Below are 24017 nucleotides of genomic sequence, written 5' to 3' on the forward strand. Positions count from 1 at the left end.
TCGCTCACGCCGTGGTGACCAGCGGGCTGTTGCAGGCGTCGGCCCCGCGCGCGAACTCTTCGAGCAGCCCGACCAGCTGCCCGGGGGCCGGCTGCGCCTCGTTCTCCCGCTTCAGGGCCTGCGCGCTGTCGCGGTACTCGGGTTTGGTGAGCACCGCGCCGACCGCGTCGGCGATCGCGTCGGCGGGGGCGGTGTCCGGGTCGGGGACGGAGATCCCCGCGCCGGTGCCGACGATCTTCTCGGCCCAGAAGTCCTGGACGGCGCTCTGCGGCATGACGACCTGCGGGACGCCGTTCGACGCGGTGTTCATCCCGGTGCCGACGCCGCTGTGGTGGACGACCGCGTCGGCGGTCGGCAGCAGCAGGCTGAACGGGAAGTTCTCCACGATCCGCACGTTGTCGCGGGCGGCGATACCCGCTCGCGAGGCGCGGTCGACCGCGACGATCACCTCCGCGCCGAGACCGCCGACGCCGTCGACGATCCGGCCGATCAGCTTGTCGAGCAACGTGGTGGTGAGGCCGGGGGTGACCACGACGCGCGGCCGGTCGTCCCGGCGGACGAGCCAGTCCGGCTCGACCAGCGGCCCGTTGTAGGACACCAGGCGCATCGGCGCCCACGGGATCCGGTGCGGGTCGCGGAGGCTGGGCAGGCACGGGTCGATGTACGCCTCGTCGAAGACCGGCTGGAGACCGTGCGGGGTGAACAGCCGTTCGTAGACCGCCGTCAGCTCGGGCGCGCGGTAGTCGAACCCGAACGCGAAGCCGAAGGTGTGCCCGATCGCCGGGACCCCGGCCGCCGCCGCGGCCACCAGGCCGACGGTCGCCGCCGAATCGTGCACCACCAGATCCGGTTTCCAGGACCGCGCGAACTCGACGGCGTCGGCCGCCTGGCCTTCGGCCGCGGCGAGGATCCGGCTGGCCATGTCGACCCGCAGTTCGGGGTCGAGCAGGTCCGGCTGGGTGACCCAGTTGCCCTTGAGGGTGCGCGGGCTGCCCTTGTACGCCAGGCCCGCGTGCCGGTTCTGGGCCTCCTGGATGGCCTTCTCGTCACCGAGCGGCACCACCGCCAGCCCGGCGTTCGACAGCGCCTGGACACCGAGCGGGCGGACGGCGACCCGCACCTCGTGTCCCGCCAGCTGGCAGGCCCAGCTCAGCGGGACGATCCACGGGACGTGCGCCCCTGCCGCGGCAACAAAGAGAATTCGCATCGCGTCTACCTTCCGGAGTCGGGTTCGGCTTCGGACGCTAGGAAGCCGGCTTCGACAGGACTTCGAGCGCACGGCGAGTGAAGGGCTCCGGCGCGGGCCGTTCTGCTGGTAAGATCGCGAATCGAACGATGTTCCGTCGAAAGGAGAATGGTGTGAGGTGCGCTGTCGAGTCCCCCAGTCGTATGGACCTTTCGACAGCACTGGAGCCATTCATCCATGCAGCACGTCAACATCGGGATCCTCGCCCACGTCGACGCCGGTAAGACCAGCCTCACGGAGCGGTTGCTCCATCAAGCGGGCGTCATCGACAGGATCGGCCGGGTCGACAGCGGTGACACGCAGACCGATTCGATGGAGATGGAACGCCGCCGCGGCATCACCATCCGTTCGGCCGTCGTGTCGTTCGAGCTGGACGACGTCCACGTCAACCTGATCGACACCCCCGGCCACCCGGATTTCATCGCCGAGGTCGAGCGCGCCTTACGCGTCCTGGACGGCGTCGTCCTCGTCGTCTCCGCGGTGGAAGGGGTGCAGGCGCAGACCAGGGTGCTGATGCGCGCCGTGGCCCGCCTGCGGATTCCCGTCCTGGTCTTCGTGAACAAGATCGACCGGGGCGGCGCCCGGTACGAGAGCCTGCTCGCCGACCTGACCGACCGCCTCAGCCTGACTTGTGTCGCGATGTCCGAAGTGGACGGTTTGGGAACCGTCGAGGCGCGGAGCGCGCCGAGACAGCTCACGCCGTCACCGGGTCTCGCCGAAGTGCTCGCCGAGCACAGCGACACCTTCCTCACCGCGTACCTCGAAGACGAGGACGCGTTGACAGCGAAGGACTATCGGGCGGAACTGGTCCGGCAGGCCCGCCGCGGCCTGGTTTCCCCGGTGTTCTTCGGTTCGGCCCGCACCGGGGACGGCGTCGCCGAAGTGACGGCGGGAATCCGCGAATTCCTCGGCGGGGCAGGGAAAGCCATCCCCGACGGCGAACTGCGGGCGAACGTGTTCAAGATCGAACGCGGCAACGCGGGGGAAAAGATCGCTTATGTCCGGGTCTTCTCCGGTGAATTGTGCGCGCGGGAAAATGTCCGGTTCCATCGGCCGGGTCCCGGCGGATTGCTCGAATTCGACGGGAAGGTCACGGCGGTCCGCGTCTTCGACCGCGGGGTGGACACCGTCGAGTCCTCCGCCGGGGCCGGGCGGATCGCGAAGGTCAGCGGGCTCAAGGAGATCCGGATCGGCGACCGGATCGGCGCCGCCGACGGCAGGACGGAGTCCGCGCACTTCCCGCCGCCCAGTCTGGAGACCGTGGTGCGGCCGGTCGATCCGTCGGACACCCCCGCGCTGTTCGCCGGCCTGCGGGAACTCGCCGAGCTGGACCCGCTGATCACCGTCGCGCAGGACGACGAGACGCGGCGGATCACGGTGCGGCTCTACGGCGAGGTGCAGAAGGAGGTCATCCGGGAGACCCTCGCCGGACAACGCGGCCTGGCCGTCGAGTTCACCGGGACGCAGACGGTCTGCGTCGAGCGGCCGACCGGCGTCGGCGAATCGGTGTGGGAGATCGGCGACGGGCGCAACCCGTTCTTCGCCACGCTCGGGCTGCGGGTCGGGCCGGGCGCTCCGGGCTCGGGGCTGACCTTCGGGCTGGACGTCGAGCTCGGCTCATTGCCTTTGGCGTTCCACAAGGCGATCGGGGAAACGGTCGAAACGGCGCTGCTGCGCGGTCTGCACGGCTGGGAGGTCGTCGACTGCGCGGTGACGGTGACCCGCACCGGGTACTTCAGCCCGATCAGCGCCGCGGGCGACTTCCGCCGGGTCACCCCGCTCGCGCTCGGCGAAGCGCTGCGACGGGCCGGGACAGCAGTGCTGGAGCCGGTCAGCCGGTTCGAGATCGAACTGCCCGCCGACGCGGTGAGCGCGACGCTCTCCCGGCTGGTCGAGTTCGGCGGGCTGGTGACCGAGTCCAGCATCCGCGGCACGAGGGCCGAACTGGGCGGCACCCTGCCGACCGGTGAGGTGCACCGGTTCGACCAGCAGCTGCCGGGGTTGTCGCACGGCGAAGGCCTGCTCTCGACGGAGGTCACCGGCTACCAACCGGTGCAGGGCCCGCCGCCGGACCGGCTGCCCGCCCCTGCCGCGCTCTGAAACTGCTCCAAGGGCCCTCAAACGGAAAGGGGTTGTCTGGCCTGGCCGGACAACCCCTTCCCGAGGAGAACCCATGGGCACCATCCTGAGCCTCGACAAACTGCTCGTCCTGCTGAGCGAGAGCGCGGGCGAAGACGAGACCGTCGACTACACCGGGGACATCCTGGACGTCGATTTCGAGGCGCTCGGCTACGACTCGCTCGCCATGTTCAACACGGTGAACCGCATCGAACGCGACTACGGCATCACCGTCGGCGACGACATCGTCGCCAGCGCGAAGACGCCGCGGGTGCTGCTCACGGAGATCAACGAACGCCTCCGAGAGGCCAGCTGACCCCGTTCGCGCCACCGAAAGGAACGACATGTGCGGAATCGCCGGCTGGGCGAGTTTCGACCGGGATCTCGCGGGCCACCGGGACGTGCTGGCGGCCATGACCGCCACCATGGCCTGCCGCGGGCCGGACGACGAGGGCCTGTTCGTCGACGGTCCGGTGGCGCTCGGCCACCGGCGGCTCGCGGTGCTCGACCCGGTGGGAAGCAAGCAGCCGATGACGGCGTACGGCGACGGACGGCCGCTGGCGACGATCACCTTCTGCGGCGAGGTGTACAACTTCGCCGCGCTCCGCACGGAACTGGCGGGCCACGGCCACCGGTTCCGCACCAGCGGCGACACCGAGGTCGTCCTCCAGGCCTATCTGCGCTGGGGCGAGGACCTGGCGGACCGGCTCGACGGGATGTTCGCCTTCGCGGTGTGGGACCACCGGAGTCGCGAGTTGCTGCTGGTCCGCGACCGGATGGGCGTCAAACCGCTGTACTACCACCGGACCGCCGACGGGGTGCTGTTCGGTTCGGAGCCCAAGGCCGTCCTCGCCCATCCGGCGGTGCGGCGGACCGTCGACGCCGACGGGCTGTCCGAGGCGCTGGACATGGTCAAGACCCCCGGCCACGCCGTGTTTTCGGCGCTGGCGGAACTCCGGCCGGGCCATACGCTCCGGGTGAGCACCTCCGGCACGGTCCAGCGGCGCTACTGGGCGCTGCGGGCCGAGGAGCACACGGACGACCTCGACACCACGATCTCCACCGTGCGCGAACTGCTCTCCGATGCCGTCCGGGCGCAACTGGTGTCCGACGTGCCGCTGTGCACCCTCCTGTCCGGCGGGCTGGATTCCTCGGCGATCACCGCGCTCGCCGCGCGGCACAGCCCCGGGCGGATCCGCTCGTTCTCGGTCGACTTCGCCGACGCCGCCACGGTGTTCACCCCGGACGCGGTCCGGGGCGGCGCCGACGCGCCGTTCGCGCGGGAGGTCGCCGCGCACGTCGGCTCCGACCACCACGAGGTGCTCCTCGACAGCGCCGGGCTGACCGACCCCGCCGTCCGGGCCGCCGTGCTGGGGGCCGTCGACCTCCCGCCGGCGTACTGGGGCGACATGTGGCCCTCGCTGTACCTGCTCTCCTGCGCGATCCGTGAGCACGCGACGGTGGCGCTGTCCGGGGAATCCGCCGACGAGCTGTTCGGCGGCTACCGGTGGTTCCACAACCCGAGCGCGATCGGCGCCGACACCTTCCCCTGGCTCACGTCGGGTTCGGCGCGGTACTTCGGGGGGACGTCGCTGCTGGACCGCGGCCTGGTCGCCAAACTCGACCTGCCCTCGCGCCGGGAAAGCGCCTATCGCGACGCGCTCGCCGAAGTCCCGCGGCTCGCCGGGGAGAGCGGGACGCAACGGCGGATGCGGGAACTCTCCTACCTCAACCTGACCCGGTTCGTGCAGACCCTGCTGGACCGCAAGGACCGGATGAGCATGGCCGCGGGTCTCGAAGTCCGCGTCCCGTTCTGCGACCATCGGCTCGTGCAGTACGTCTTCGGCGTGCCTTGGGCGTGGAAGTCGTTCGACGGCAGGGAAAAGAGCCTGTTGCGCGCCGCCGTCGCCGACCTCCTGCCGCGTTCGGTGCTGGAGCGGCCCAAGACGCCGTACCCGGCGACGCTGGACACCGGCTACGAGAAGGCGCTCCGGGCGGAACTGGCCCGGGTGGACGCCGATCCGGACGCGCCCGTGCGGCCGCTGCTCGACCGCGAACGGGTGCGCGCGCTGCTGGCCAAGCCCCTGCGGGAGCAGAGCCGGTCCTATGACCGCGGCGGCCTGGAGATGGCACTGTGGCTCAACTCCTGGCTGGACCGCTACCGGATCCGGCTCGATCTCTGATACGGCACGGGAGGCCCGATGAGAACCGGTCCGCGCGTCCTGATCGTCGAGAGCAACCCCGTCTTCCGTGGCGGGCTGGGGTCCGTGCTCGGCGCCGCCGGGCTCCGGGTGGTCGGCTCGGCCGCCGACGCGCCGTCCGCCGCGCCGCTGATCATGCGGGAGCTGCCGGATCTCGTGCTGCTGGGTGACGACGACCCGGGCTCGGATCTCGAGGCCGGTCTGGACCGCATCCTGGAAGCCCGCGCCGACCAGCAGGTGCTGCTGCTGGTCGGCAGGCACTCCCGGGCCGCCGCGCCACAGCTGCTGCTGCGGCCGGGGGTGCGCGGCAGGCTGCCGAGGGAGGTCACCGACGACCATCTGGTCTCGGTGATCCGCGAGATCGGGCAGAACGACGAATGGATCTTCGTCTCGGCACCCCAGTCGGCGCTCCCCGCACTGCTCACCAGCGAACGCACCGTGCTCTCCCCGCGTGAGCAGGAGGTCGTCCGGCTCATGGCCCGCTCGCTGACGAACCGGCAGATCGCCAGGACGCTGCAGCTGAGCGACGGCACCGTCAAACGGCATGTGCACAACATCGTCGCCAAACTGGGCGCGGCCTCGCGGATGGACGCCGTCCGCCGCTCGGTGCTGATCCCGCCCCGGAGCAATGACGGGCCCTCTTAGCGGAATCCGAGGCGATCGACAAGGATAATTCGCGTGCTATACTTTGCGACGCCGATAGACCGTTCGCCGAAGTAGGGCGAAAAGCGGCCGAAACCCCATTCGACTATCACTCTCGGCACTCGTTCGACTCCGGATCACATTCGTGATTAATCGTCGGGCAAGAGGATGAATCCCAGCGTCCGCACTGCCGGGTAAAGGCTACATTACTCAGTCATTTACTACCCGGAATACGGCGACCATATAGCGATACTCGTCCTCTTTGTCCACTTGAGGACGATTACTCGCGGCGGCCCGACGGGTCACCTCAATGGACGATTCCAAGGCTTCGGCGAGTCGTTAACCTCAGCTACGAGCCCCCCGAGGCGCTCGATAGAAACGCGTACACGGGGAGTTGTTCCTGGGGACGAAGGTATTGCTTGGGGGTTACAAATTGCGATCACACCATTTTCCGAGAATGGTTGATCCGGTTTCGAACAACCAGAACAAAAGGTGTACGGGGCGAAATGCTTCGTCACCGAAAGAATTCCTTCCGACAGGCACGACAGTGACTCCGCGTGTTCGTTCCTGACCGGAAGGAGATGTTTTGCCGTACGCAAACAACGCCACGAGGATCCTGGTCGTCGAGCCGAACCCAGTCTTCCGGATGGGTCTGCAATCCTTCCTCGCCGCCGAGGAGAACTTCGCCGTCTGCGCCGCCGTGGGCAGCGTGGACCAGGCGATCGAAGTGCTGCACCGCCAGCCTGTCGACGTCGTGCTGTACGGAATGGAGGAGGCGGCCCCGAAGCGGACGCCGGCGGCGGGTCTCGCGCGGCTGTTCCGCCAGCGCCCCGGCTATCGCGTGGTGGTGCTCAGCCAGGGCGAACAGCCCGGCTCCGCGGAAGCCTTCCTCGGCTCCGGCGTCAGCGCGTACCTCCCGAAAGACGTTTCGGGAGAGCATCTGGTCTCCGTGGTCCGCGGCGTGAGCGGAGACCACGAACTGGTGTTCATCGTGACCTCACGGGTCGGGATCGCGTCCATCGTGCGCCCCCGTGAGCTGGGACTTTCGAGCCGGGAGCGGGAGATCATCCTGCTGGTCGCCGAGGCGCTGAGCAACGCCGAGATCGCGAGCCGGCTCCTCATTACCATCGGCACGGTGAAACGCCACCTCCGCAACATCTTCGTGAAGCTGAGCGCGGTCTCGCGGATCGACGCGGTGAACAAGGCGCGGGCCGCGGGCATGCTGCCCGTCCCCGCCTGAGCCGCGCCCGGGGGGTGGATCGCCGCCCGCCCCTCGGGCCTCTCCGCCTGTGGTCAGTTCACCGGCGCCGTCGACTCCTCCGGCCGGTACTCGTACCGGACGAGCGAACGCGCGCCCGTGGCGACCAGGCCGATGCCCGCCACACAGGCCAGCCCGCCGGTCCAGACCGCGCGGCGGATCCCGAACAGGCTGCCGAACAGGCCCGCCCGCAGGTCGCCCAGTTGCGGCCCGGCGGAGCCCACCAGCATCTCGATGCCGGCGAGGCGGCCGCGCAACCGGTCCGGGACGACGTGGTTCCACAGCGTGCCCCGGAAGAGATCCGCGACGAAGTTGGTCGCGCCACCGAACGCGAGCATCACCAGGGTCAGCCACCACCACGGGCTCAGTCCGACGCCGATCATCGCCACGCCCCAGGCGGCCGCCGCGACGAGCATCGCGATGCCGTGCCGCCGGATCCGCGACGACCAGCCGCTGGTCGCCGCCGCGACGAGGCCGCCGACCGCGGTCGCGGAGAACATCAGGCCCAGCACCCACGGCGCGCCGATGTCGGCGGCCAGGAAGGCGAACAACGCGAACGGCAGCGCGAGCGCCGTGGCCACCAGGTCCACGAGGTAGCTGCCGACCAGCAGGGGACGGCTGAGCGCGTAACGGACCCCTTCGGCCATCGCGCGCAGCGAGGGCGGCGTCGCGTGCTTGCCCACCGGCTGCGGCCGGACCCAGAAGATCAGCAGCGCGGACAGCGCGAAGGTGACAATGTCGATCAGATAGGCCGCCCGCAGGCCGAGTACGGAGATCAGCACGCCGGCCACCGCGGTCCCGCCGATCGCCGAGGTGTTGGCGCGCAACGAGTTGAGCGCCAGCGCTTCGGTCATCTGCTCGGGCGGCACCAGCCGGGGCACGATCGCGGTCATCGCCGGGCCCTGCAGTCCGCCCACCGCCGCCGCGGCGCCGACGGCGACGTAGAGCGGCCAGAGCAGCGGCCGGTCCAGCAGGACGTTCAGCAGCAGGCCGACCGAAAGCAGACCGAGGGCGATTTCGGTGAACAGCACCATCAGCCGGCGGTCGATCGCGTCGGCGAGGGCGCCGCCGTAGAGCCCGAAGACGATCATCGGCACCAGCTCGACCGTGCCCATCAGGCCGACCGCGAGCGGGGAGCCGGTGAGCTCCTTGATCTGCACCGGGATCGCCAGCAGGGTGAGCACGGTCCCGAACGACGTCACGAAACCGGACAGCCAGAGCAGGCGGAAATCCCTGGAGGTGCGCAGCGGTCTCGTCCCGGGCAGCAGCCCACGCAGCATTCGATGCCTCCGGATTTCGGCTCAGCGAAGCCAAAATCGTAACATCGCCGCCGCGGGCGGGAGATCACCGGCGCAACCGGGTCACCGCCGTCTCGATCCGTTCGTCGGTGGCGGTGAGCGCCAGCCGGACGTGCTTCTCCCCCGCCGGGCCGTAGATCTCCCCCGGCGCCACCAGGATGCCCAGCTCGGCCAGGTCCCGCGTGGTGTCCCAGCACGGCCTGCCCTCGGTCGCCCAGAGGAACAGTGAACCCGCCGAGCCGTCGACCCGGAAACCCCGGCCGAGCAGGGCTTCCAGCAGCAGTGTCCGGCGACGGAGGTAGCGGAGCCGTTGTCCGGCCACGTGGTCGTCGTCGTTCAGCGCGGCGGTCATCGCGGCGGCGATCGGCGCGGGCACGATCAGGCCCGCGTGCCGTCGCACTTCGAGCAGCGTGCGCACCAGCCGTTCGTCACCCGCCACGAAACCGGCCCGGTACCCGGCCATGTTCGACCGCTTGGACAGCGAGTGCACCGCGAGCACGCCCTCGTGGCCGGGGCCGCTGACGTCGGGGTGCAGGATCGAAACCGGCTCCGCAGTCCACCCGTGCTCGATGTAGCACTCGTCGTTGACCACGAGTACGCCGTGCTTTCTGCCCCATTCGACGTATTCGCGAAGTTCCGCCACGGTGAGGATCCGGCCGTCCGGATTGGACGGCGAGTTCAGCCAGAGCAGTTTCGGCGTGAACGCGGGCGGCCCCGCGGTCAGGTCCACCGCCTGCGGCGTCGCCCCGGCGAGCCGGGCGCTGACGTCGTAGGTGGGGAAGGACAACCGCGGGTAGGCCACCGTGTCGCCGGGGCCGAGGCCGAGCGCGGCCGGCAGCCAGGCGATCAGTTCCTTGGTGCCGACGGCGGGCAGCACGGCCGTCTCGGCGACCTCCGCGCCGAGCCGCCGCTTGAGGTAGCGGGTGGCCGCCTCCCGGAATTCGGGGGTGCCTTCGGTCGCCGGGTGCCCCGGCGCGTCGGCCGCCGCCGCCAGCGCGGCGCGCGCCACGTCGGGTGACGGGTCGACAGGGGTGCCGAGCGCCAGATTGACGATGCCGCCGGGATGACCCGCCGCGAGCGCGCGCAAGGGCATCAAGGCCGACCAGGGGAAAGCGGGCAGTTCGCCGATCACGCGCTGTGCTCCTTCGTGGTGAGGTCACGGCTTCGGACGCCTTCGCTCCAGTGGGCGTCGATCCCCCAGGCCGCGACCCGGCGGGGCCGGACGCGGATCAGCGCGTCGTCCCCGGCGCCCAGTGCCTCCGCCGTGCCGCGGATCTCCAGGCCCCGCGGCGACGGCGGGGAACCCGGCGGGACGTCGTCGACGACCAGCGCGACCCTCGGTTCCCGCAGCACGTCACGGAACTTGCGGCTCGCCGCGAGGTCCCGGCCGGTGATGTCGATGGTGCCGAGCTCGGGGTCGTGGTGGAACCCGACGGGAACGACGTGCGGGCCGTCCGGCCCGACGGTCGCCAACCGGGCGAAGGTCTGTCCGGCGAGATAGGCCGATTCGGCCGGGGTGAACGACATCGTTTCTCCTTTCACCAGGTGCTCAGCAGCGCGGTGAGCAGGGTTCGGGCCTGGATGTTGACCTGATCGGGCTGGGCCATCAGGTCGAGTGCCTGGCGCAGGCTCAGCCAGCGGTAGCCGTCGGGGACGGGCACCGGCCGGTCCGCGGGCAGTTCGACGACGCGGTAGCGGTTGACCGCGTTCAGGAACCGGCCGCCCTTCTCGGACTGCAGCGAGTCGTGCCGGACGATGCCCGGCCCCGGTTCGGCGGCGACCTCGGCGCGGAAGGGCACCGGCCGGTCACCGGTGTCGCAGCACTGGACGGTGGGCCCGAATTCGGTGAACCGTGAGGACCCGGCGTCGGCGCGGGCGTGCGTCAAAACCCGGAGCACGCCGTCGAACCGCTGGACCAGCAAGCCGTACAGCCCGGGTGTGACCGGCTCGATCAGCGGCTGGCTCCACCGGGTCACCTCACGCGTCGGCGCCTCGACCCGGACCCCCACGATCTCGAAATGGCGGCCGCTCTCGTGGCCGATACGGCCGTCCGACAGCCGCCAGCCGCCGACCTCGGCCAGCCCGCACGGCCTGGCGACCGGCTCCAGCGCCCCCTTGCCGTCGTTGAACCAGCTCAGCAGGTCGTCGTCGAGGCCGGGACCGGCCAGCGAACGCCGCAGGGCGTCCCGGTACGGGTCACCGGTGTCCGCGGCCGGAGGGGCGACGGGAACGCACGAAAGCACCGTGCGGGTCTCGGAGTTGAGCAGGTTGTCGTGGCCGAGAAGGCCCCAGAGTTGCCCGAGGGTGAGCCACCGGTGGTCGGGCCCGATCGGCACGTCCTGTCCGGTTTCGACCACCATGTTCCGGTTGTGCGTGCCGAGGAACCACTGCGAATGCTCGGCCTGGATCCGGTCCACGAGCGCCCGGCCGGGCCGCGGTGGCAGGAAGTGCTCCAGATGCGGGGTGGGCAGTCCCTGATGAGCGCGCAGGTAGTTGCCGCGCGTCGCCTGCACCGTCGTCGAAAGCTGGACGAGGTTGGTGTTCCCCGGTTCCATCTTCGCCTGCACGAGAAAATGCGGTATCCCGGCGAAATCCCGGGTCACCAGGCCGAGGATGCCGATCTCCGGCTGGTCGATGATCGGCTGCTCCCAGTCGCCGCGGCCGGTCCGCACCCGCACGCCGGTGAACCCGAAGAACCGGCCGCTGGTGTGCCGCAGGTCGCCGGTCCCCGGCTCGAACCCCCAGCCGGGCAGTTCCGTCAGCGGCACCCGCTCGACGGTATAGGAGTGCGCGGCCGACCGGGCCGCGAACCAGGCCGCGAAATCGGCGTTCGGCGAGACCGGGCTGTCGGTGGCTTCGGCCGACCGCGTGAACCGCTCGGCGATCGTCTCGCTCCGGATCGCGGTCATCGAGCCGGTCCCGCGGTCAGGCCGAGCCGGGACCGGTCGCCGAGCAGCAGCCGATGTGTCGACGGTGCCGAAGTACTGTCCAATTCGGACTCCCGGCCGATCAGCGAGCCGGTCACCTCGGCGAGCCCGCGGACGGTCGCGCCGGCCATGACGATCGAGTCCGTCACGCCCGCGCCGGTCAGGACGCAGTCCTGACCGATCGAGACCGACGGGCCGATCCGGCTGTCGGTGACCCGGCTTCCGGCCCCGATGAGGGCGGGCCCCTGGATCGTCGACCGCACCACGCTGGCGCCCGCCTCGACGACCACCGTCCCGCGCAGCACGCTCTCGGCGTCGACCTCGCCGTCGACCCGGCTGGGCAGCTCCGAAAGCAGGGAACGGTTGCACTCCAGCAGTTCTTCGACGGTGCCGGTGTCCTTCCACATCCCGGAGAACCGGCTCGCCACCACCGGCAGCCCGGCGTCGATCAGCGCCGCGATCGCGTCGGTGATCTCGAGTTCTCCCCGCGCGCTGGGCTCGATCCCGCGCGCCGCCTCGATGATCGCGGCGGTGAAGAAGTAGACCCCGATGATGGCCAGATCACTCGGCGGTTTCTCGGCCTTCTCCGCCACCGAAAGCACCGCGTCGTCGGCGTCGAGTTCGGCGACGCCGTAACAGCTGGGCTGGCTCACCTTCGCCACCATCAGCCGGGCCGCGGGGCGCTCGGCGCGGAACCGTTCGGCGGCCGCCGTGACGTCACCGACGAGCACGTTGTCGCCCAGGTACATCACGAAGTCTTCGTCACCGAGGAAATCGCTCGCCAGCAGCACGCAGTGCGCGAGACCCGCCGGGCGATCCTGGTGGAGGTAGGTGATCCGCAGACCGAACCGTGACCCGTCCCCGAGCACGTCGGCGATCTGGCCGGCGTGCTCGCCGACGATCAGGCCGACCTCCCGCACGCCCAGCTCGCGGACGTTCTCCAGGCAGAGTTCGAGCACCGGCCGCCCCGCCACCGGGATCAGCTGTTTGGGCAGGGAGAAGGTCAGCGGGTGCAGGCGGCTTCCGGTTCCGCCGGCCAGCACGAGTGCTTTCATGGCGCCACTCCTCAGAATTCGGCTCGGGACGCGATGAATGCTCGGCCCGCCGCGTCGAGCGCGGATGGAGCGCGGCGGCTGGATCCACGCTCGAACCCGGCGCCGCATCGTCTGCCGGGAAGCCCGCACCCGGAGCGAGAAAGGGCATGGCATGAGCGAGCTAGGCCGTCAGATCCTCGATCAGGTCCGCAGCTACCACACCGAACAACGCCAAGCCGCGACGTTCGTGCCGGGGGTCACCCCGATCAACCCGGCGGGTGCGGTGCTGGACGAGGAGGACCGGGTCGCGCTGGTGGCCGCGGCGCTGGATCTGCGGATCACCTCCGGCGCCATCGCCACGCGATTCGAGCGTCAGTTCGCGCGATCCATGGGGCGGCGCAAGGCTTATCTGACGAACTCCGGTTCCTCGGCGAACCTGCTCGCGCTGTCGACGCTGACCTCACCGCGGCTGGGCGACCGCGCGCTGCGGCCCGGCGACGAGGTGATCACCGCCGCGGCCGGGTTCCCCACCACGGTGAACCCGATCCTGCAGAACGGGCTCGTCCCGGTGTTCGTCGACACCGAACTGGGGACCTACAACCCCACCCCGGAGCGGATCGCCGAAGCCATCGGCCCGCGCACCAAGGCGATCATGCTCGCGCACGCGCTCGGAAACCCTTTCGCCGCCGAGGAAATCGCCAAGATCGCCGAAGACAACGACCTCTTCCTCATCGAGGACAACTGCGACGCGTTCGGTTCGACCTATCGCGGCAAGGCCACCGGTACCTTCGGCGACCTGGCCACGGTCAGCTTCTACCCCGCGCACCACATCACCACCGGCGAAGGCGGCGGTGTCGCCACCGACAACCTGGTGCTGGGCCGCGTGGTGGAGTCGATGCGGGACTGGGGGCGGGATTGCTGGTGCCTGCCCGGCGAGGACGACACCTGCCACAAGCGGTTCACCTACCAGCTCGGCACCCTGCCGCTCGGCTACGACCACAAGTACACCTACTCGCACGTGGGGTACAACCTGAAGTCGACCGATCTCCAGGCCGCGCTCGGGCTGACCCAGCTCCCGAAGCTGCCCGCGTTCGCCGAGGCGCGGCGGCACAACTGGCGTCTGCTGCGTGACGCGCTCGAAGACATCCCGAACCTGCTCCTGCCGAGCCCGACGCCGGACAGCGACCCGAGCTGGTTCGGCTTCGCGATCACCGTGCAGCCTGACGCGCCCTTCAGCAGGCTCGAACTGGTGCGGTTCCTCGATTCCCGCCGGATCGGCACGCGCCAGTTCTTCGCCGGGAACCTGACCCGGCATCCGGCGTACGAAGACAAGCCGCACCGGGTGGTCGGCGATCTGTCCACTTCGGACATCGTCACCGAGCGGACCTTCTGGGTGGGCGTGCACCCGGTCCTCACCCCGGAGATGGTCGCCTACCTCGCCGAGTCCCTCTGGGACTTCGTCAAGAACCACTGAACTTCCGTGCAGGACGAGAGAAAGGACGCCCCCGGTGCCGGGTGAGGACGAACGTGACCCCGTTGTGGTGACCGGAATCGGCGTGGTGGCGCCGAACGGCTGGGGGGTGAAGGAGTTCTGGGCGGCGACCCTCGCCGGCCGCAGCGGCCTGGCCCCGGTGAGCCGGTTCGACACGTCGGGCTATCGGGCGCATGTGGCGGGCGAGGTGAACTTCGAGCCCAAGGACCACCTGCCGAGCCGTCTCCTGCCACAGACCGATCACATGACCAGGCTCGCGCTGGTGGCCGCCGAGGAGGCGCTGGCCGACGCCGGGGTGAGTCCGGCGGGCATGCCGGAGTTCGCCTGCGGCGTGGTCACCGCCGCCTCGGCCGGTGGCTTCGAATTCGGCCAGCGCGAACTGGAAGCGTTGTGGAGCAAGGGCGGCTCCCACGTCAGCGCGTACCAGTCGTTCGCCTGGTTCTATCCGGTGAACACCGGGCAGATCTCCATCCGGCACGGGATGCGCGGGCCCGGCTCCGCGCTGGTCGCCGAGCAGGCGGGTGGCCTGGACGCGCTCGCGAAGGCGCGGCGCACCGTCCGCTCCGGCACCCCGGTGATGCTGTCCGGCGGGGTCGACGGCTCGCTGTGCCCGTGGTCGTGGCTGTGCCTGACCCGCAGCGGGACGATGAGCCCGGAACCGGATCCGGCGCGGGCGTTCCTGCCGTTCGACGCGGCCGCTTCGGGCAGCGTCCCCGGCGAAGGCGGGGCACTGCTGGTGCTGGAGGATCCGGCGCAGGCGGCAGAGCGCGGTGCCGAACACCGGTACGGCGCCATCGCGGGCCACGCCTCGACGTTCGATCCGCGGCCCGGTTCCGGCCGCCCGCCGGCCCTGCGGCGCGCGATCGAACTGGCCCTCGACGACGCCCGGCTCACCGCGGCGGACGTCGACGTCGTGTTCGCGGACGCGAGCGGCGTCCCCGCCCAGGACGCCGAAGAGGCCGCCGTCCTCGCCGCCGTGTTCGGCGCCCGCGGTGTCCCGGTGACCGCGCCGAAGACGATGACCGGACGCCTTTCGGCAGGCGGTGCGCCACTCGACGTCGCGGCGGCGCTGCTTTCGCTGCGCGACTCGGCGATCCCCCCGACCATCCACATCGGACAGTCGTCGTACGCCGCGGAGCTGGACCTGGTGCTGGACCAGCCTCGGGAGGCCTCGCTGCGGACGGCCCTGGTGCTCGCCCGCGGGCACGGCGGCTTCAACAGCGCGCTGATCGTCACCGCCTGACCCGTCCGAAGACCAGGGCGTGTTCGGGCGAGACAGGCGATCACGCGTGATCAGGCGGCGATCACGCGTGATCAGAGAGGTAACTCGCGTGATCGGACGCCGTTCACCATGTTCGCCGCCTGATCACGCGAGTTACCTCTCTGATCACGCGAGTTCCGTCTTCGCTCACCGCGACTTGCCCGACGCCCTGCCCTCCCAGCCCATCGCACGGAAAGAGGAACCATGCCCGCCTTCGAGCAGCTCACCCGGTTCCTCCTCGTGGTGGCCCTCGTGCTCTGTGTCTGTCACCTGGCAGGCGCGCTGTGCGGCAGGCTGCGCCAGCCGCCGGTGGTCGGGGAACTGGCCGGGGCGCTGCTCCTCGGCCCGTCGCTGCTGGGCGCGGTCGCCCCCGGCGCGCACCACGCGCTGTTCACCCCCGCCCTGCTCACCACGATCGACCTCGCCGGGCAGCTCGGGCTCGTCGTGTTCATGCTGCTGCTCGGCAGCGAACTCCGGACCGATCTGCTCGACGGCGACCGGCGCGGCATCGGCCTGATCGTGGCGGGCACGATCGCCGTGCCGTTCGCGGCGGGCTTCGGTTTCGCCGCCTCGGTGGGCGAGTGGTTCGCGCCACCGGGCGTCCCGTTCGCGGCGTACCTGGTGTTCTTCGGGCTCGCGATCTCGATCACCGCGATGCCGGTCCTCGCGCGGATCCTGACCGATCACCGTGTCGAGGGGTCGCCGACCGGCACCCTCGCGCTCGCGGTCGCGTCGATCGGGGACGGACTCGCCTGGGCGATCCTGGCTGTCGTCCTCGCCGCCGCGGGGGCGGGCGACGCGGGCACGGTCGTCGTCCGCGGCCTGATCGCGGTCGTGCTGCTGATCGTCTCGTTCACCCTCGTCCGGCCCGCGCTGGCGGCCGTACTGCGGCGAGCGGCGAGGCGCGGCACCGGCGAACGGGCGATCGCGGCGTTCCTGGTCACCGGGGCCGTGGCGTTCGCCGCCGTCACCGACGCCATCGGCCTGCACCCGGTCATCGGCGCGTTCCTGTTCGGGGTGCTCCTCCCCCGCGGCCGGGACGTCGTCGTCCGGGCCGGGGCGAAGCTGAACGACTTCGCGGTGGTGGTCCTGCTGCCGCTGTTCTTCGCCAGTGTGGGCCAGAAAGCGAACTTCGCCGCCTTCGGTGGCCAGGCGGGCTGGCCGCTGCTGGTGGCGGGGCTGGCCGTCGCCATGCTCTCGAAGTTCGCCGGCACCGCCGGGGCGGCGACCCTGGCCGGCAAGGGCGGGCGCCAGGCGCTGCGGCTCGGCGCGCTGATGAACTGCCGCGGGATCACCGAACTGGTCATCGCCAACGTCGGCCTGCAGCACGGCCTGATCACCCCGCTCGGCTACACGATCATCGTGCTGATCGCCGTCGTCACCACCGCGATCACCGGCCCGCTGGCCCGTCTCCGCGCCGCTGACGAGGACCTGCTGCCCCCCGTCAGCTCCACACGTACCGCCGTTCGGGCCGGCCGGTCCCGCCGTACTTGAGGGTCACCTCGGCCTTCCCCGTCGCCACGAAATGCTCGAGGTACCGGCGCGCGCTCACCCGGGCGACGCCGGTCGCCTCGGCGCATTCGCTCGCGGACATCCCGCCCGGCGCGCCGCGCAGCGCGGTCTCCACCAGCCGCGCGGTCTCGGCGGTGAGTCCCTTGGGCAGCACGGGTTTCGCGCTCGGCCGTGCGCCGAAGACCTGGTCGACGTCGGCCTGCCCGGCTTCGGCCAGCCTGTCCAGCCGCCGGTGCAGCGACGCGAAATGGGTGAGCTGATCACGCAGCGACGCGTACTCGAACGGCTTGATCAGGTAGTGCAGGACCCCGCCCCGCATCGCCTGCCGCACGGTTTCCACGTCGGTCGCGGCGGTGATCAGGATGACGTCGACGTCCTCGGTGGCGCGCAGCTCCCGCAGCACGGAAAGCCCGTCGAGATCGGGGAGGTAGACGTCCAGCAGCACCAGATCCGGCTTCAGCTCCCGCGCCAGGCGGATCGCGTCGGCGCCGGTGTGCGCGACCCCGACCACGGCGAACCCCTCCGTGCGCGTGACGTATCCACTGTGGACTTTCGCGACCATGAAATCGTCGTCGACGACGAGCACCCGGATCATCGCGGCAACCTCGCCGTGAACACCGCGCCACCGGAGTTGTGCACCTCGACGGAGCCGCCCCGCCGGACGCACGCCTGCCGGATCAGCGCGAGCCCGAGACCACGCTGCCCGTGCGCCGCGGCCTTCGTGGTGAAGCCGTGCTTGAACACCTCTTCCGCGATCTCCGGAGCGACTCCCGGACCGGAATCGCGGACCTCCACCCGCACTTCGTCCTCCTCCTGCCATACACCGACCTCGATCCAGCCCTGCTCGCCACGCTGTTTGGTCGAGCTCAAGGCGTCCAGCGCGTTGTCGACCAGATTTCCCAGCACGGTCACCAAATCCGTGGAGAGGGCATCCTCGACCCGGTCCAGTTCGCTGTCCGGCGCCATGCGCAGCCCGACCCCGCGTTCCGCGGCCAGCGACGCCTTCGCGATCAGCAGCGCCGCCACCGCCGGATCGCCGATCCGCGAACCGACCTCCGCGCGCCACTCGCCCTGCGCCGAGCTGATCCGGCTGACGTAGCCGCGCACCTCGTCGTATTCCCCGAGTTCCAGCAGCCCGGAGATGGTGTGCAGCCGGTTGCTGAACTCGTGCGCCTGCGCCCGCAACGTATCGGTGGCGTGCCTGCTGGCGTCGAGTTCGTCCCGCAGGGTCATCAGATCGGTGCGGTCGCGCAAGGTGACGACGGCGCCCCGCACGTCGATCGGCATCCGGTTCAGGGTCAGCACCTTCCCTTGCCGCAGCACGATCTGGTCGGCGCCGGTCGCGCGGCCGGTGAGCAGGTCGCGGATCCGCTCGTTGAGGTCGAGGTCTTCGACCGACCGGCCGACGGCGTCGTCGGGCAGGGCCAGCAGTTCGCGGGCGTGATCGTTCACCAGGGTGATCCGGTGCTGCGGATCCAGCCCGACGACGCCCTCCTTGATGCCGTGAAGGAGCGCTTCCCGGTTCTCCACCAGCGCGGTGATCTCGTGCGGCTCCAGGCCGAGCGTCTGGTTCTTCACCCGCCGCGCCAGCAGCAGCGAACCGCTCACGCCGATCACCAGCGCGACACCCAGGACGCGCAGCGCGTTGTCCGGCGAGTCGAGGAAACCGGCGAAGAAGCCGGGCGACTTCGAGCCGGCCGCGACCATGCGGACCACCGTGCCGCCCTTTTCGTCGAGCACCGGGACATGCGCCACGATCGAACCGTCGAGTTCGCCGACCCACGACCGTCCGGAAAGGACGGTGCTCTCGCCGATGTCGAGCGTGGTCCGGAGCTGATCCGGATACGGCGAAGCGAGCACAGAGCGCTGGGCGTCGGCGATGACGACGAAATCGACCCCGGAGAGGCTCCGCGCGGTCTCCGCGGGCGCGTTGAGTTCGAACGGGCCGTTTTCGAGGTCGCCGACGACGCCCTGCGCGGCGACGGTCTCCGCGACCGAGAGCACCCGGCGTCCCTCGGTGGTGCGGAAGTTGTTCCCCGCCTGGGTGACGGCCAGCACGCCCACCGCGCACAGTAGGCAAGTGACGACTACCAGTTGCCACGCGAGGAGCTGGCGGGCCAAGGAACCCCGAGCACCCATCGCCACCTCCGCGTGACCAAAACGACCACAACAACCATTGGGCCCGCAAGCGGGACATCTCTGTTTACACGAGTGCAACATGTCCAACCACGCGGCAGAGAGGCGGGGATCACAGTGAAGCCCAGTAACTGGTTGGCCATCGCGGCGGCGCTCGTCGCCGTTTTGCTGGTGCCACCGTTGCTCACCCCGGGCAGCGAGGCCGACGAGGGCTCGCAGATCCGGTCGCTGCGGGTGCTCGTGCCCAACGCGCCCGGCGGCGGTTACGACATCACGGCCCGCACGGCGACCAAGGCGATGGAAGACGCCGACCTCCTCGGCAACGCGGAGGTGTTCAACCTCCCCGGCGCCGGTGGCACGGTCGGCCTCGGCCGCACGGTGGCCGAACGCGGCAACGGCAAGCTCGTCATGTCGATGGGACTCGGCGTCGTCGGCAGCGTGTTCACGAACAAGTCGCCGTCTTCGCTGCTCGACACCACGCCGGTGGCGAAGCTGATCGAAGAGTCGGACATCGTCGTGGTCGGCAAGGACTCGCCCTACCAGACGATCGGCCAGCTGGTCGAAGCGTGGAAGAGGGACCCGGGCGCGGTCCAGGTCGGCGGCGGTTCGTCCCCTGGCGGCCCCGACCATTTGGCGCCGATGCTGATGGCGAAGGCCGTCGGGCTCGCGCCCAAGACGGTCAACTACGTCCAGTTCGACGGCGGCGGCGAACTGCTCGCGTCGGTCCTCGGCGGCAAGGTCGCGTTCGGTGTCTCGGGCGTCGGCGAATACCGCGACCAGATCGCGGCGGGCACGCTCCGGGTGCTGGCGGTGACCAGCGAGAAGCGCATCCCCGGGATCGACGCACCGACGCTTTCGGAGTCCGGGGTGGACGTCAAGTTCACCAACTGGCGCGGCATCGTCGCGCCGCCCGGCATCACCGAGGCCGACCGCGCGAAGCTGGTCAGCCTGTTCGAGCGGCTGCAGAAGACACCGCAGTGGCAGGAAGCCTTGCAGCGCAACGGATGGACCGGGGCGTTCGCCCCCGGCGAGCAGTTCGGTTCGTTTCTCAAAGAGGAGAACACGCGAGTGGCAACGGTGCTGAAAGAGCTGGGTCTGGCATGACTGGGTCTCGCATGACGACCACGTGGCTGAAGGAGCGCTCCGAACTCGGGGTGAGCGTCGGGCTCCTGGCGCTCGGCGTACTGGTGCTCACCGACGCGCTGAGCATCCCCACCGACTTCGCCCAGCGCGGGCCGGTGGGGCCGAAGGCTGTGCCGATCCTGGTCGGCTCCCTGCTGCTGCTCGTCGCCGTGCTGCTGGCGCGCGACGTGCTGCGCGGCGGCAAGGGCGAGGCCGAGGGCGGCGAGGACATCGACCTCACCGAGCCCGCCGACCTGCGCACGGTCCTGTTGCTGTGCGGCGCGTTCCTCGCCAACGCGGCGCTGATCGGCCTGGTCGGGTTCCCGATCTCGGGCGCGATCCTGTTCTGGGGCGCGGCGTACGCGCTCGGCAGCCGCAACCTGGTGCGTGACCCGCTGATCGCGGCGGGCATGTCCGTCGTGACCTTCCTGGTCTTCAACAACCTGCTCGGTGTCCCGCTCCCCGGTGGCCCGTTGATGGAGGTGTTCTGATGTTCCAGCAACTCATCGACGGCTTCGGCACCGCGCTGACCCCGACGCATATCGCGATGGCGGCGATCGGGGTCCTGCTCGGCACCGCGATCGGCGTGCTGCCGGGCATCGGCCCGGCCATGGCGGTGGCCCTGCTGCTCCCGGTGACCTACGGCCTGGAGCCCACCGGCGCGTTCATCATGTTCGCCGGCATCTACTACGGCGGGATGTTCGGCGGCTCGACGACGTCGATCCTGCTGAACACCCCGGGCGAGAGCGCGGCCGTGGTCGCGGCCATCGACGGCAACCCGATGGCCCGCAAGGGTCGCGGCGCGCAAGCGCTTGCGGCGGCCGCGATCGGGCATTTCGTCGGCGGCATCCTCGGCACGATCGCGCTGGTCATCCTGGCCCCGGTGATCGCGAAGCACGCCGTCGACATCGGCGCGCCGGACCTGTTCGCGATCATGGTGCTGGCGTTCATCGCGGTCACCTCGGTGCTCGGCAGTTCCCGCATCCGCGGCGTCGCGTCGCTGCTGATCGGGCTCACCATCGGCCTGGTCGGCCTGGACGAGATGACCGGCCAGCAGCGGCTGACCTTCGGCTCACTGCACTTGGCCGACGGCATCGACGTGGTGATCGTGGCGGTCGCGCTGTTCGCGGTCGGTGAGTCGCTGTGGGTCGCCGCGCATCTGCGGCGCAACGCGTTCAAGCCGATCCCGGTCGGCAGGCCGTGGCTCTCGCGCGCCGATCTGAAGCGGACCTGGAAGCCGTGGCTGCGCGGACCGCTCATCGGGTTCCCGTTCGGCGCGGTGCCCGCGGGTGGTGCGGAGATCCCGACGTTCCTCTCGTACGTCACGGAAAAGCGGCTCTCGAAGCACAAGGACGAGTTCGGCAAGGGCGCCATCGAAGGCGTCGCGGGCCCGGAAGCGACGGCGTCCGCGTCGGCCGCGGGGACGCTGGTCTCGATGCTGACGCTCGGCCTGCCGACCACCGCGGTCGCGGCCGTGATGCTGGCGGCGTTCCAGCAGTACGGCATCCAGCCGGGACCGCTGCTGTTCGAACGGGAGTCTTCGCTGGTGTGGGGCCTGATCGCCTCGCTGTTCGTCGGCCTGACGCTGCTGCTGGTGCTGAACCTGCCACTGGCGCCCCTGTGGGCGAAGCTGCTGCGGATCCCGCGGCCGTACCTCTACGCGGGCATCCTGTTCTTCGCCAGTGTCGGCGCGTACGCGGTCAACGCGGACATCTTCGACCTGCTGGTGATGTTCGTGATCGGCCTGATCGGGTTCGCGATGCGCCGCTACGGGCTCCCGGTGCTGCCCGCGATCATCGGCGTCATCCTCGGCCCGGCCGCCGAACAGCAGATGCGGCGCGCGCTGCAACTGAGTGACGGCAGCCTGGGCGGCTTGTTCAACACCCCGTTCGCGATCGTGGTCTACGTGATCATCCTGGTGATCCTGTTCTTCCCGTTGATCAAGCGCTTCCTGCCTGCCCGTCCCACCGCCACCGAGGCGGAGCCCAAGGACAAGGTGGACGCCTGACCAGTGGGAATCCGGCCCGGCCTCGACTGCCCCGAGGCCGGGCCTTCCCGCGTCCAGAGGAAAGATTAATATAACGAAAAGATAACGGCAAGATCGCTTTTTGAACCGACCTTGTTTCGGGGCCGTTTCAGCCAACGCGGAGTCAGTGACGCCGGCGCTGCCGGCGTCGCATCCCCCGGGCCTCGCGCAACGACACCGAACGAGGTGAACAAGTTCATGCCCCGTAACCAAAGAACCGCCGGACGCCACCGCATGGCGCGTCGCACCAAGATCGCCACCGGCGCCATCGCGCTCTCCCTCGCCGTCGGCGGGATCGTCGTGGTCAACACGACCGGAACCCCCGACTCGGCAAGGGCGGACGGCGCGGACAAGTCGTTCTTCATCGACATCAAGAAGGTCCCCCGCGGCAACAACGTCAACCTCGACCTCGCGAAACGAGGCGCCCGAGGGACGTTCACCGTGGACTGCGGCCGCAACGAGAACGGCCATTTCAACGGCGACAACTTCATCGCGCAGCCCGGCGTCCGCAATGGAGCCGAGCACCTCCACGACTACGTCGGGAATCTCTCGACCAACGCCGACTCGAACAACAAGAGCCTGCTGCGCGCGGGCACCACCTGCAAGAACGGGGACAAGTCGGCCTACTTCTGGCCGGTCATCCGGATCGACACCGAGGAAGAGGAAGAGAACGCGGCGGCGAACGACGAGAAACTCGCCGCCGACCGCGTCGACGCGGCCAAGGACGAGGCGGGCGCCCAGGTCGACTGCCCCGACGTCGCCAGCGAACTCAGTGAGCTCAGTGACGTTCCCGACCAGGCCACGCCCGCGGTCGACGAGAACCTCGACAAGCTCGACAAGGATTCCGACAACGCGAACAACCAGCTGGCGCAAGGAAAACAAGCGGGCCAGGTGCTCGACGAGCTGAAGAACAAGCGAAAGCCGTCGATCAAGAAGATCAGCGACACGATGAAGCAGGCGGGCAAGCAGGTCGAGAAGAACGAAGACCAGCTCGCCGGCTGCGCGGTGAAGCAGAACGGCGAAGGCGGCCTCGACAACGGCGGCCAGAACAGCAACGTCAACGCCGCCGGTGCCGGCGACGCCGAGAAGAAGAAGTCCGACGGCAAGGCCGCCGACCTGCCCGGCGTCGACGGCAACAACGAGATCGGCGACAACGAGGGCGAGATCCAGCGCCCCGAGAAGGCGGACCTGACCTTCACCAGCGGCGGCGCCCGCCGCGTCGTCGCGATGCCGAAGTTCCTGCGCGTGCTCTACGGCGACGCCAAGCAGAGCACCAACGGCCCGGCCAACGCCCGGCCCAGCTGGACCTGCACCGGCTTCGAGGACCGGCTCACCGAGCTCTACCCGATCTGCCCGCAGGGCAGCAAGATCGCCCGGATCCACGCGTTCCCGAACTGCTGGGACGGGAAGAACACCGACAGCGCGAACCACCGCACGCATATCGTGTTCTCCGACCGCGACGGGAAATGCCCGCGCGGCTTCAGGAACGTGCCGCAGCTGCGGATCACGCTGGTGTACAACATCCCGCCGGACATCCAGGCGGCCGGACAGTACGCGGTCGACGCTTTCGCGCAGGAGAAACACAACCCGCGCTCCGATCACGACGACTTCGCGAACGTCATGTCGCAGCGGCTGATGAACCAGCTGGTGAAGTGCGTCAACAGCGGTAAGCGCTGCCGCCAGTAGGCGGAAGCGCTGCGTGGGGGCGCGGTGGGGATGACCCGCGCCCCCACCCCCGCGCCGG

20 protein-coding genes are annotated in these 24017 nt (G+C 70.0%); 12 read left to right on the top strand and 8 right to left on the bottom strand.

The window, feature by feature from the left end; genetic code table 11:
- Positions 1–4 precede the first annotated feature (4 nt).
- A complete protein-coding gene (locus ACFOSH_RS04565; RefSeq protein WP_378237379.1) occupies positions 5–1207 on the bottom strand; it encodes a nucleotide disphospho-sugar-binding domain-containing protein in 1203 nt (400 codons plus the stop codon).
- Between the two features lie 216 nt (positions 1208–1423).
- On the opposite strand from ACFOSH_RS04565, the gene ACFOSH_RS04570 reads away from it, so the two are divergent.
- The 5 genes from ACFOSH_RS04570 (at position 1424) to ACFOSH_RS04590 (ending at position 7447) form a co-directional block, all read left to right on the top strand.
- A complete protein-coding gene (locus ACFOSH_RS04570) occupies positions 1424–3346 on the top strand; it encodes a GTP-binding protein (protein WP_378237381.1) in 1923 nt (640 codons plus the stop codon).
- Positions 3347–3419: 73 nt separating this feature from the next.
- A complete protein-coding gene (locus tag ACFOSH_RS04575; RefSeq protein WP_378237382.1) occupies positions 3420–3680 on the top strand; it encodes an acyl carrier protein in 261 nt (86 codons plus the stop codon).
- A gap of 28 nt (positions 3681–3708) precedes the next feature.
- Entirely contained in the window at positions 3709–5547 is a 1839-nt protein-coding gene (gene asnB / locus ACFOSH_RS04580; protein ID WP_378237383.1) for an asparagine synthase (glutamine-hydrolyzing), read from the top strand.
- 18 nt (positions 5548–5565) lie between these two features.
- A complete protein-coding gene (locus ACFOSH_RS04585) occupies positions 5566–6210 on the top strand; it encodes a LuxR C-terminal-related transcriptional regulator (RefSeq protein ID WP_378237384.1) in 645 nt (214 codons plus the stop codon).
- Positions 6211–6793: 583 nt separating this feature from the next.
- Positions 6794–7447: a LuxR C-terminal-related transcriptional regulator gene (locus tag ACFOSH_RS04590; protein ID WP_378237385.1), complete on the top strand. Its 654-nt coding sequence runs from the start codon at positions 6794–6796 to the stop codon at positions 7445–7447.
- A gap of 53 nt (positions 7448–7500) precedes the next feature.
- Here the strand turns inward: ACFOSH_RS04590 and ACFOSH_RS04595 are convergent, their stop codons facing one another.
- The 5 genes from ACFOSH_RS04595 to ACFOSH_RS04615 all read right to left on the bottom strand — a co-directional run bounded on the left by ACFOSH_RS04595 (position 7501) and on the right by ACFOSH_RS04615 (position 12745).
- A complete protein-coding gene (locus ACFOSH_RS04595) occupies positions 7501–8745 on the bottom strand; it encodes an MFS transporter (protein ID WP_378237387.1) in 1245 nt (414 codons plus the stop codon).
- Between the two features lie 64 nt (positions 8746–8809).
- Positions 8810–9895 carry a succinyldiaminopimelate transaminase gene (dapC, locus tag ACFOSH_RS04600; protein WP_449224175.1) on the bottom strand — a complete coding sequence of 362 codons (1086 nt, stop codon included), beginning with the start codon at positions 9893–9895 and terminating at the stop codon, positions 8810–8812.
- Complete coding sequence (locus ACFOSH_RS04605) at positions 9892–10290, bottom strand: PPOX class F420-dependent oxidoreductase (protein WP_378237388.1); 399 nt, start codon at positions 10288–10290, stop codon at positions 9892–9894. Before ACFOSH_RS04605 ends, dapC begins: the two co-directional genes overlap by 4 nt.
- A gap of 11 nt (positions 10291–10301) precedes the next feature.
- Positions 10302–11672, bottom strand: coding sequence for an NDP-hexose 2,3-dehydratase family protein (locus ACFOSH_RS04610; RefSeq protein WP_378237390.1), 1371 nt, complete (start codon positions 11670–11672; stop codon positions 10302–10304).
- On the bottom strand, positions 11669–12745 hold the full coding sequence (locus ACFOSH_RS04615; RefSeq protein WP_378237391.1) for a glucose-1-phosphate thymidylyltransferase: 1077 nt from the start codon (positions 12743–12745) through the stop codon (positions 11669–11671). Before ACFOSH_RS04615 ends, ACFOSH_RS04610 begins: the two co-directional genes overlap by 4 nt.
- Positions 12746–12896: 151 nt before the next feature.
- Here ACFOSH_RS04615 and rfbH point away from each other — a divergent pair, with 151 nt between their 5' ends.
- The 3 genes from rfbH to ACFOSH_RS04630 all read left to right on the top strand — a co-directional run bounded on the left by rfbH (position 12897) and on the right by ACFOSH_RS04630 (position 16971).
- The gene (gene rfbH / locus ACFOSH_RS04620; RefSeq protein ID WP_378237392.1) at positions 12897–14198 is read left to right on the top strand and encodes a lipopolysaccharide biosynthesis protein RfbH; all 1302 of its coding nucleotides are present in this window, start codon (positions 12897–12899) and stop codon (positions 14196–14198) included.
- A gap of 34 nt (positions 14199–14232) precedes the next feature.
- Positions 14233–15459 (top strand): ketosynthase chain-length factor, encoded by a 1227-nt coding sequence (locus ACFOSH_RS04625; protein ID WP_378237393.1) that lies wholly within the window; start codon positions 14233–14235, stop codon positions 15457–15459.
- Positions 15460–15681: 222 nt separating this feature from the next.
- The gene (locus ACFOSH_RS04630; protein ID WP_378237394.1) at positions 15682–16971 is read left to right on the top strand and encodes a cation:proton antiporter; all 1290 of its coding nucleotides are present in this window, start codon (positions 15682–15684) and stop codon (positions 16969–16971) included.
- Here ACFOSH_RS04630 and ACFOSH_RS04635 read toward each other — a convergent pair.
- Together ACFOSH_RS04635 and ACFOSH_RS04640 are read right to left on the bottom strand one after the other, a co-directional pair.
- A complete protein-coding gene (locus ACFOSH_RS04635; RefSeq protein ID WP_378237395.1) occupies positions 16922–17584 on the bottom strand; it encodes a response regulator in 663 nt (220 codons plus the stop codon). The two genes, ACFOSH_RS04630 and ACFOSH_RS04635, sit on opposite strands and share 50 nt — an antisense overlap.
- Positions 17581–19128: a sensor histidine kinase gene (locus ACFOSH_RS04640; protein WP_378237396.1), complete on the bottom strand. Its 1548-nt coding sequence runs from the start codon at positions 19126–19128 to the stop codon at positions 17581–17583. The genes ACFOSH_RS04635 and ACFOSH_RS04640 overlap by 4 nt, the downstream gene beginning before the upstream one ends.
- Before the next feature lie 132 nt (positions 19129–19260).
- Between ACFOSH_RS04640 and ACFOSH_RS04645 the strand changes: the two genes are divergently transcribed.
- The 4 genes from ACFOSH_RS04645 to ACFOSH_RS04660 all read left to right on the top strand — a co-directional run bounded on the left by ACFOSH_RS04645 (position 19261) and on the right by ACFOSH_RS04660 (position 23959).
- Positions 19261–20229: a Bug family tripartite tricarboxylate transporter substrate binding protein gene (locus ACFOSH_RS04645; protein WP_378237553.1), complete on the top strand. Its 969-nt coding sequence runs from the start codon at positions 19261–19263 to the stop codon at positions 20227–20229.
- 11 nt (positions 20230–20240) lie between these two features.
- A complete protein-coding gene (locus ACFOSH_RS04650; protein ID WP_378237554.1) occupies positions 20241–20738 on the top strand; it encodes a tripartite tricarboxylate transporter TctB family protein in 498 nt (165 codons plus the stop codon).
- Positions 20738–22255, top strand: a complete 1518-nt coding sequence (locus ACFOSH_RS04655) for a tripartite tricarboxylate transporter permease (protein WP_378237397.1) — start codon at positions 20738–20740, stop codon at positions 22253–22255. Before ACFOSH_RS04650 ends, ACFOSH_RS04655 begins: the two co-directional genes overlap by 1 nt.
- Positions 22256–22507: 252 nt before the next feature.
- Positions 22508–23959 carry a DUF1996 domain-containing protein gene (locus ACFOSH_RS04660; RefSeq protein WP_378237398.1) on the top strand — a complete coding sequence of 484 codons (1452 nt, stop codon included), beginning with the start codon at positions 22508–22510 and terminating at the stop codon, positions 23957–23959.
- Positions 23960–24017: the final 58 nt, after the last annotated feature.

It is taken from the genome of Amycolatopsis speibonae (assembly GCF_042647925.1).
GTDB lineage: Bacteria > Actinomycetota > Actinomycetes > Mycobacteriales > Pseudonocardiaceae > Amycolatopsis > Amycolatopsis speibonae.

Bases quoted from the DNA above. Each gene is read 5' to 3' on its own strand.
- ACFOSH_RS04595 (WP_378237387.1), bottom strand. From the start codon at position 8,745: ATGCTGCGTGGGCTGCTGCCCGGGACGAGACCGCTGCGCACCTCCAGG.
- ACFOSH_RS04650 (WP_378237554.1), top strand. From the start codon at position 20,241: ATGACGACCACGTGGCTGAAGGAGCGCTCCGAACTCGGGGTGAGCGTC.
- ACFOSH_RS04565 (WP_378237379.1), bottom strand. From the start codon at position 1,207: ATGCGAATTCTCTTTGTTGCCGCGGCAGGGGCGCACGTCCCGTGGATC.
- ACFOSH_RS04655 (WP_378237397.1), top strand. From the start codon at position 20,738: ATGTTCCAGCAACTCATCGACGGCTTCGGCACCGCGCTGACCCCGACG.
- ACFOSH_RS04585 (WP_378237384.1), top strand. From the start codon at position 5,566: ATGAGAACCGGTCCGCGCGTCCTGATCGTCGAGAGCAACCCCGTCTTC.
- ACFOSH_RS04570 (WP_378237381.1), top strand. From the start codon at position 1,424: ATGCAGCACGTCAACATCGGGATCCTCGCCCACGTCGACGCCGGTAAG.
- ACFOSH_RS04605 (WP_378237388.1), bottom strand. From the start codon at position 10,290: ATGTCGTTCACCCCGGCCGAATCGGCCTATCTCGCCGGACAGACCTTC.
- asnB (WP_378237383.1), top strand. From the start codon at position 3,709: ATGTGCGGAATCGCCGGCTGGGCGAGTTTCGACCGGGATCTCGCGGGC.
- rfbH (WP_378237392.1), top strand. From the start codon at position 12,897: ATGAGCGAGCTAGGCCGTCAGATCCTCGATCAGGTCCGCAGCTACCAC.
- ACFOSH_RS04575 (WP_378237382.1), top strand. From the start codon at position 3,420: ATGGGCACCATCCTGAGCCTCGACAAACTGCTCGTCCTGCTGAGCGAG.
- ACFOSH_RS04640 (WP_378237396.1), bottom strand. From the start codon at position 19,128: ATGGGTGCTCGGGGTTCCTTGGCCCGCCAGCTCCTCGCGTGGCAACTG.
- ACFOSH_RS04660 (WP_378237398.1), top strand. From the start codon at position 22,508: ATGGCGCGTCGCACCAAGATCGCCACCGGCGCCATCGCGCTCTCCCTC.
- ACFOSH_RS04615 (WP_378237391.1), bottom strand. From the start codon at position 12,745: ATGAAAGCACTCGTGCTGGCCGGCGGAACCGGAAGCCGCCTGCACCCG.
- ACFOSH_RS04630 (WP_378237394.1), top strand. From the start codon at position 15,682: ATGCCCGCCTTCGAGCAGCTCACCCGGTTCCTCCTCGTGGTGGCCCTC.
- ACFOSH_RS04635 (WP_378237395.1), bottom strand. From the start codon at position 17,584: ATGATCCGGGTGCTCGTCGTCGACGACGATTTCATGGTCGCGAAAGTC.
- ACFOSH_RS04610 (WP_378237390.1), bottom strand. From the start codon at position 11,672: ATGACCGCGATCCGGAGCGAGACGATCGCCGAGCGGTTCACGCGGTCG.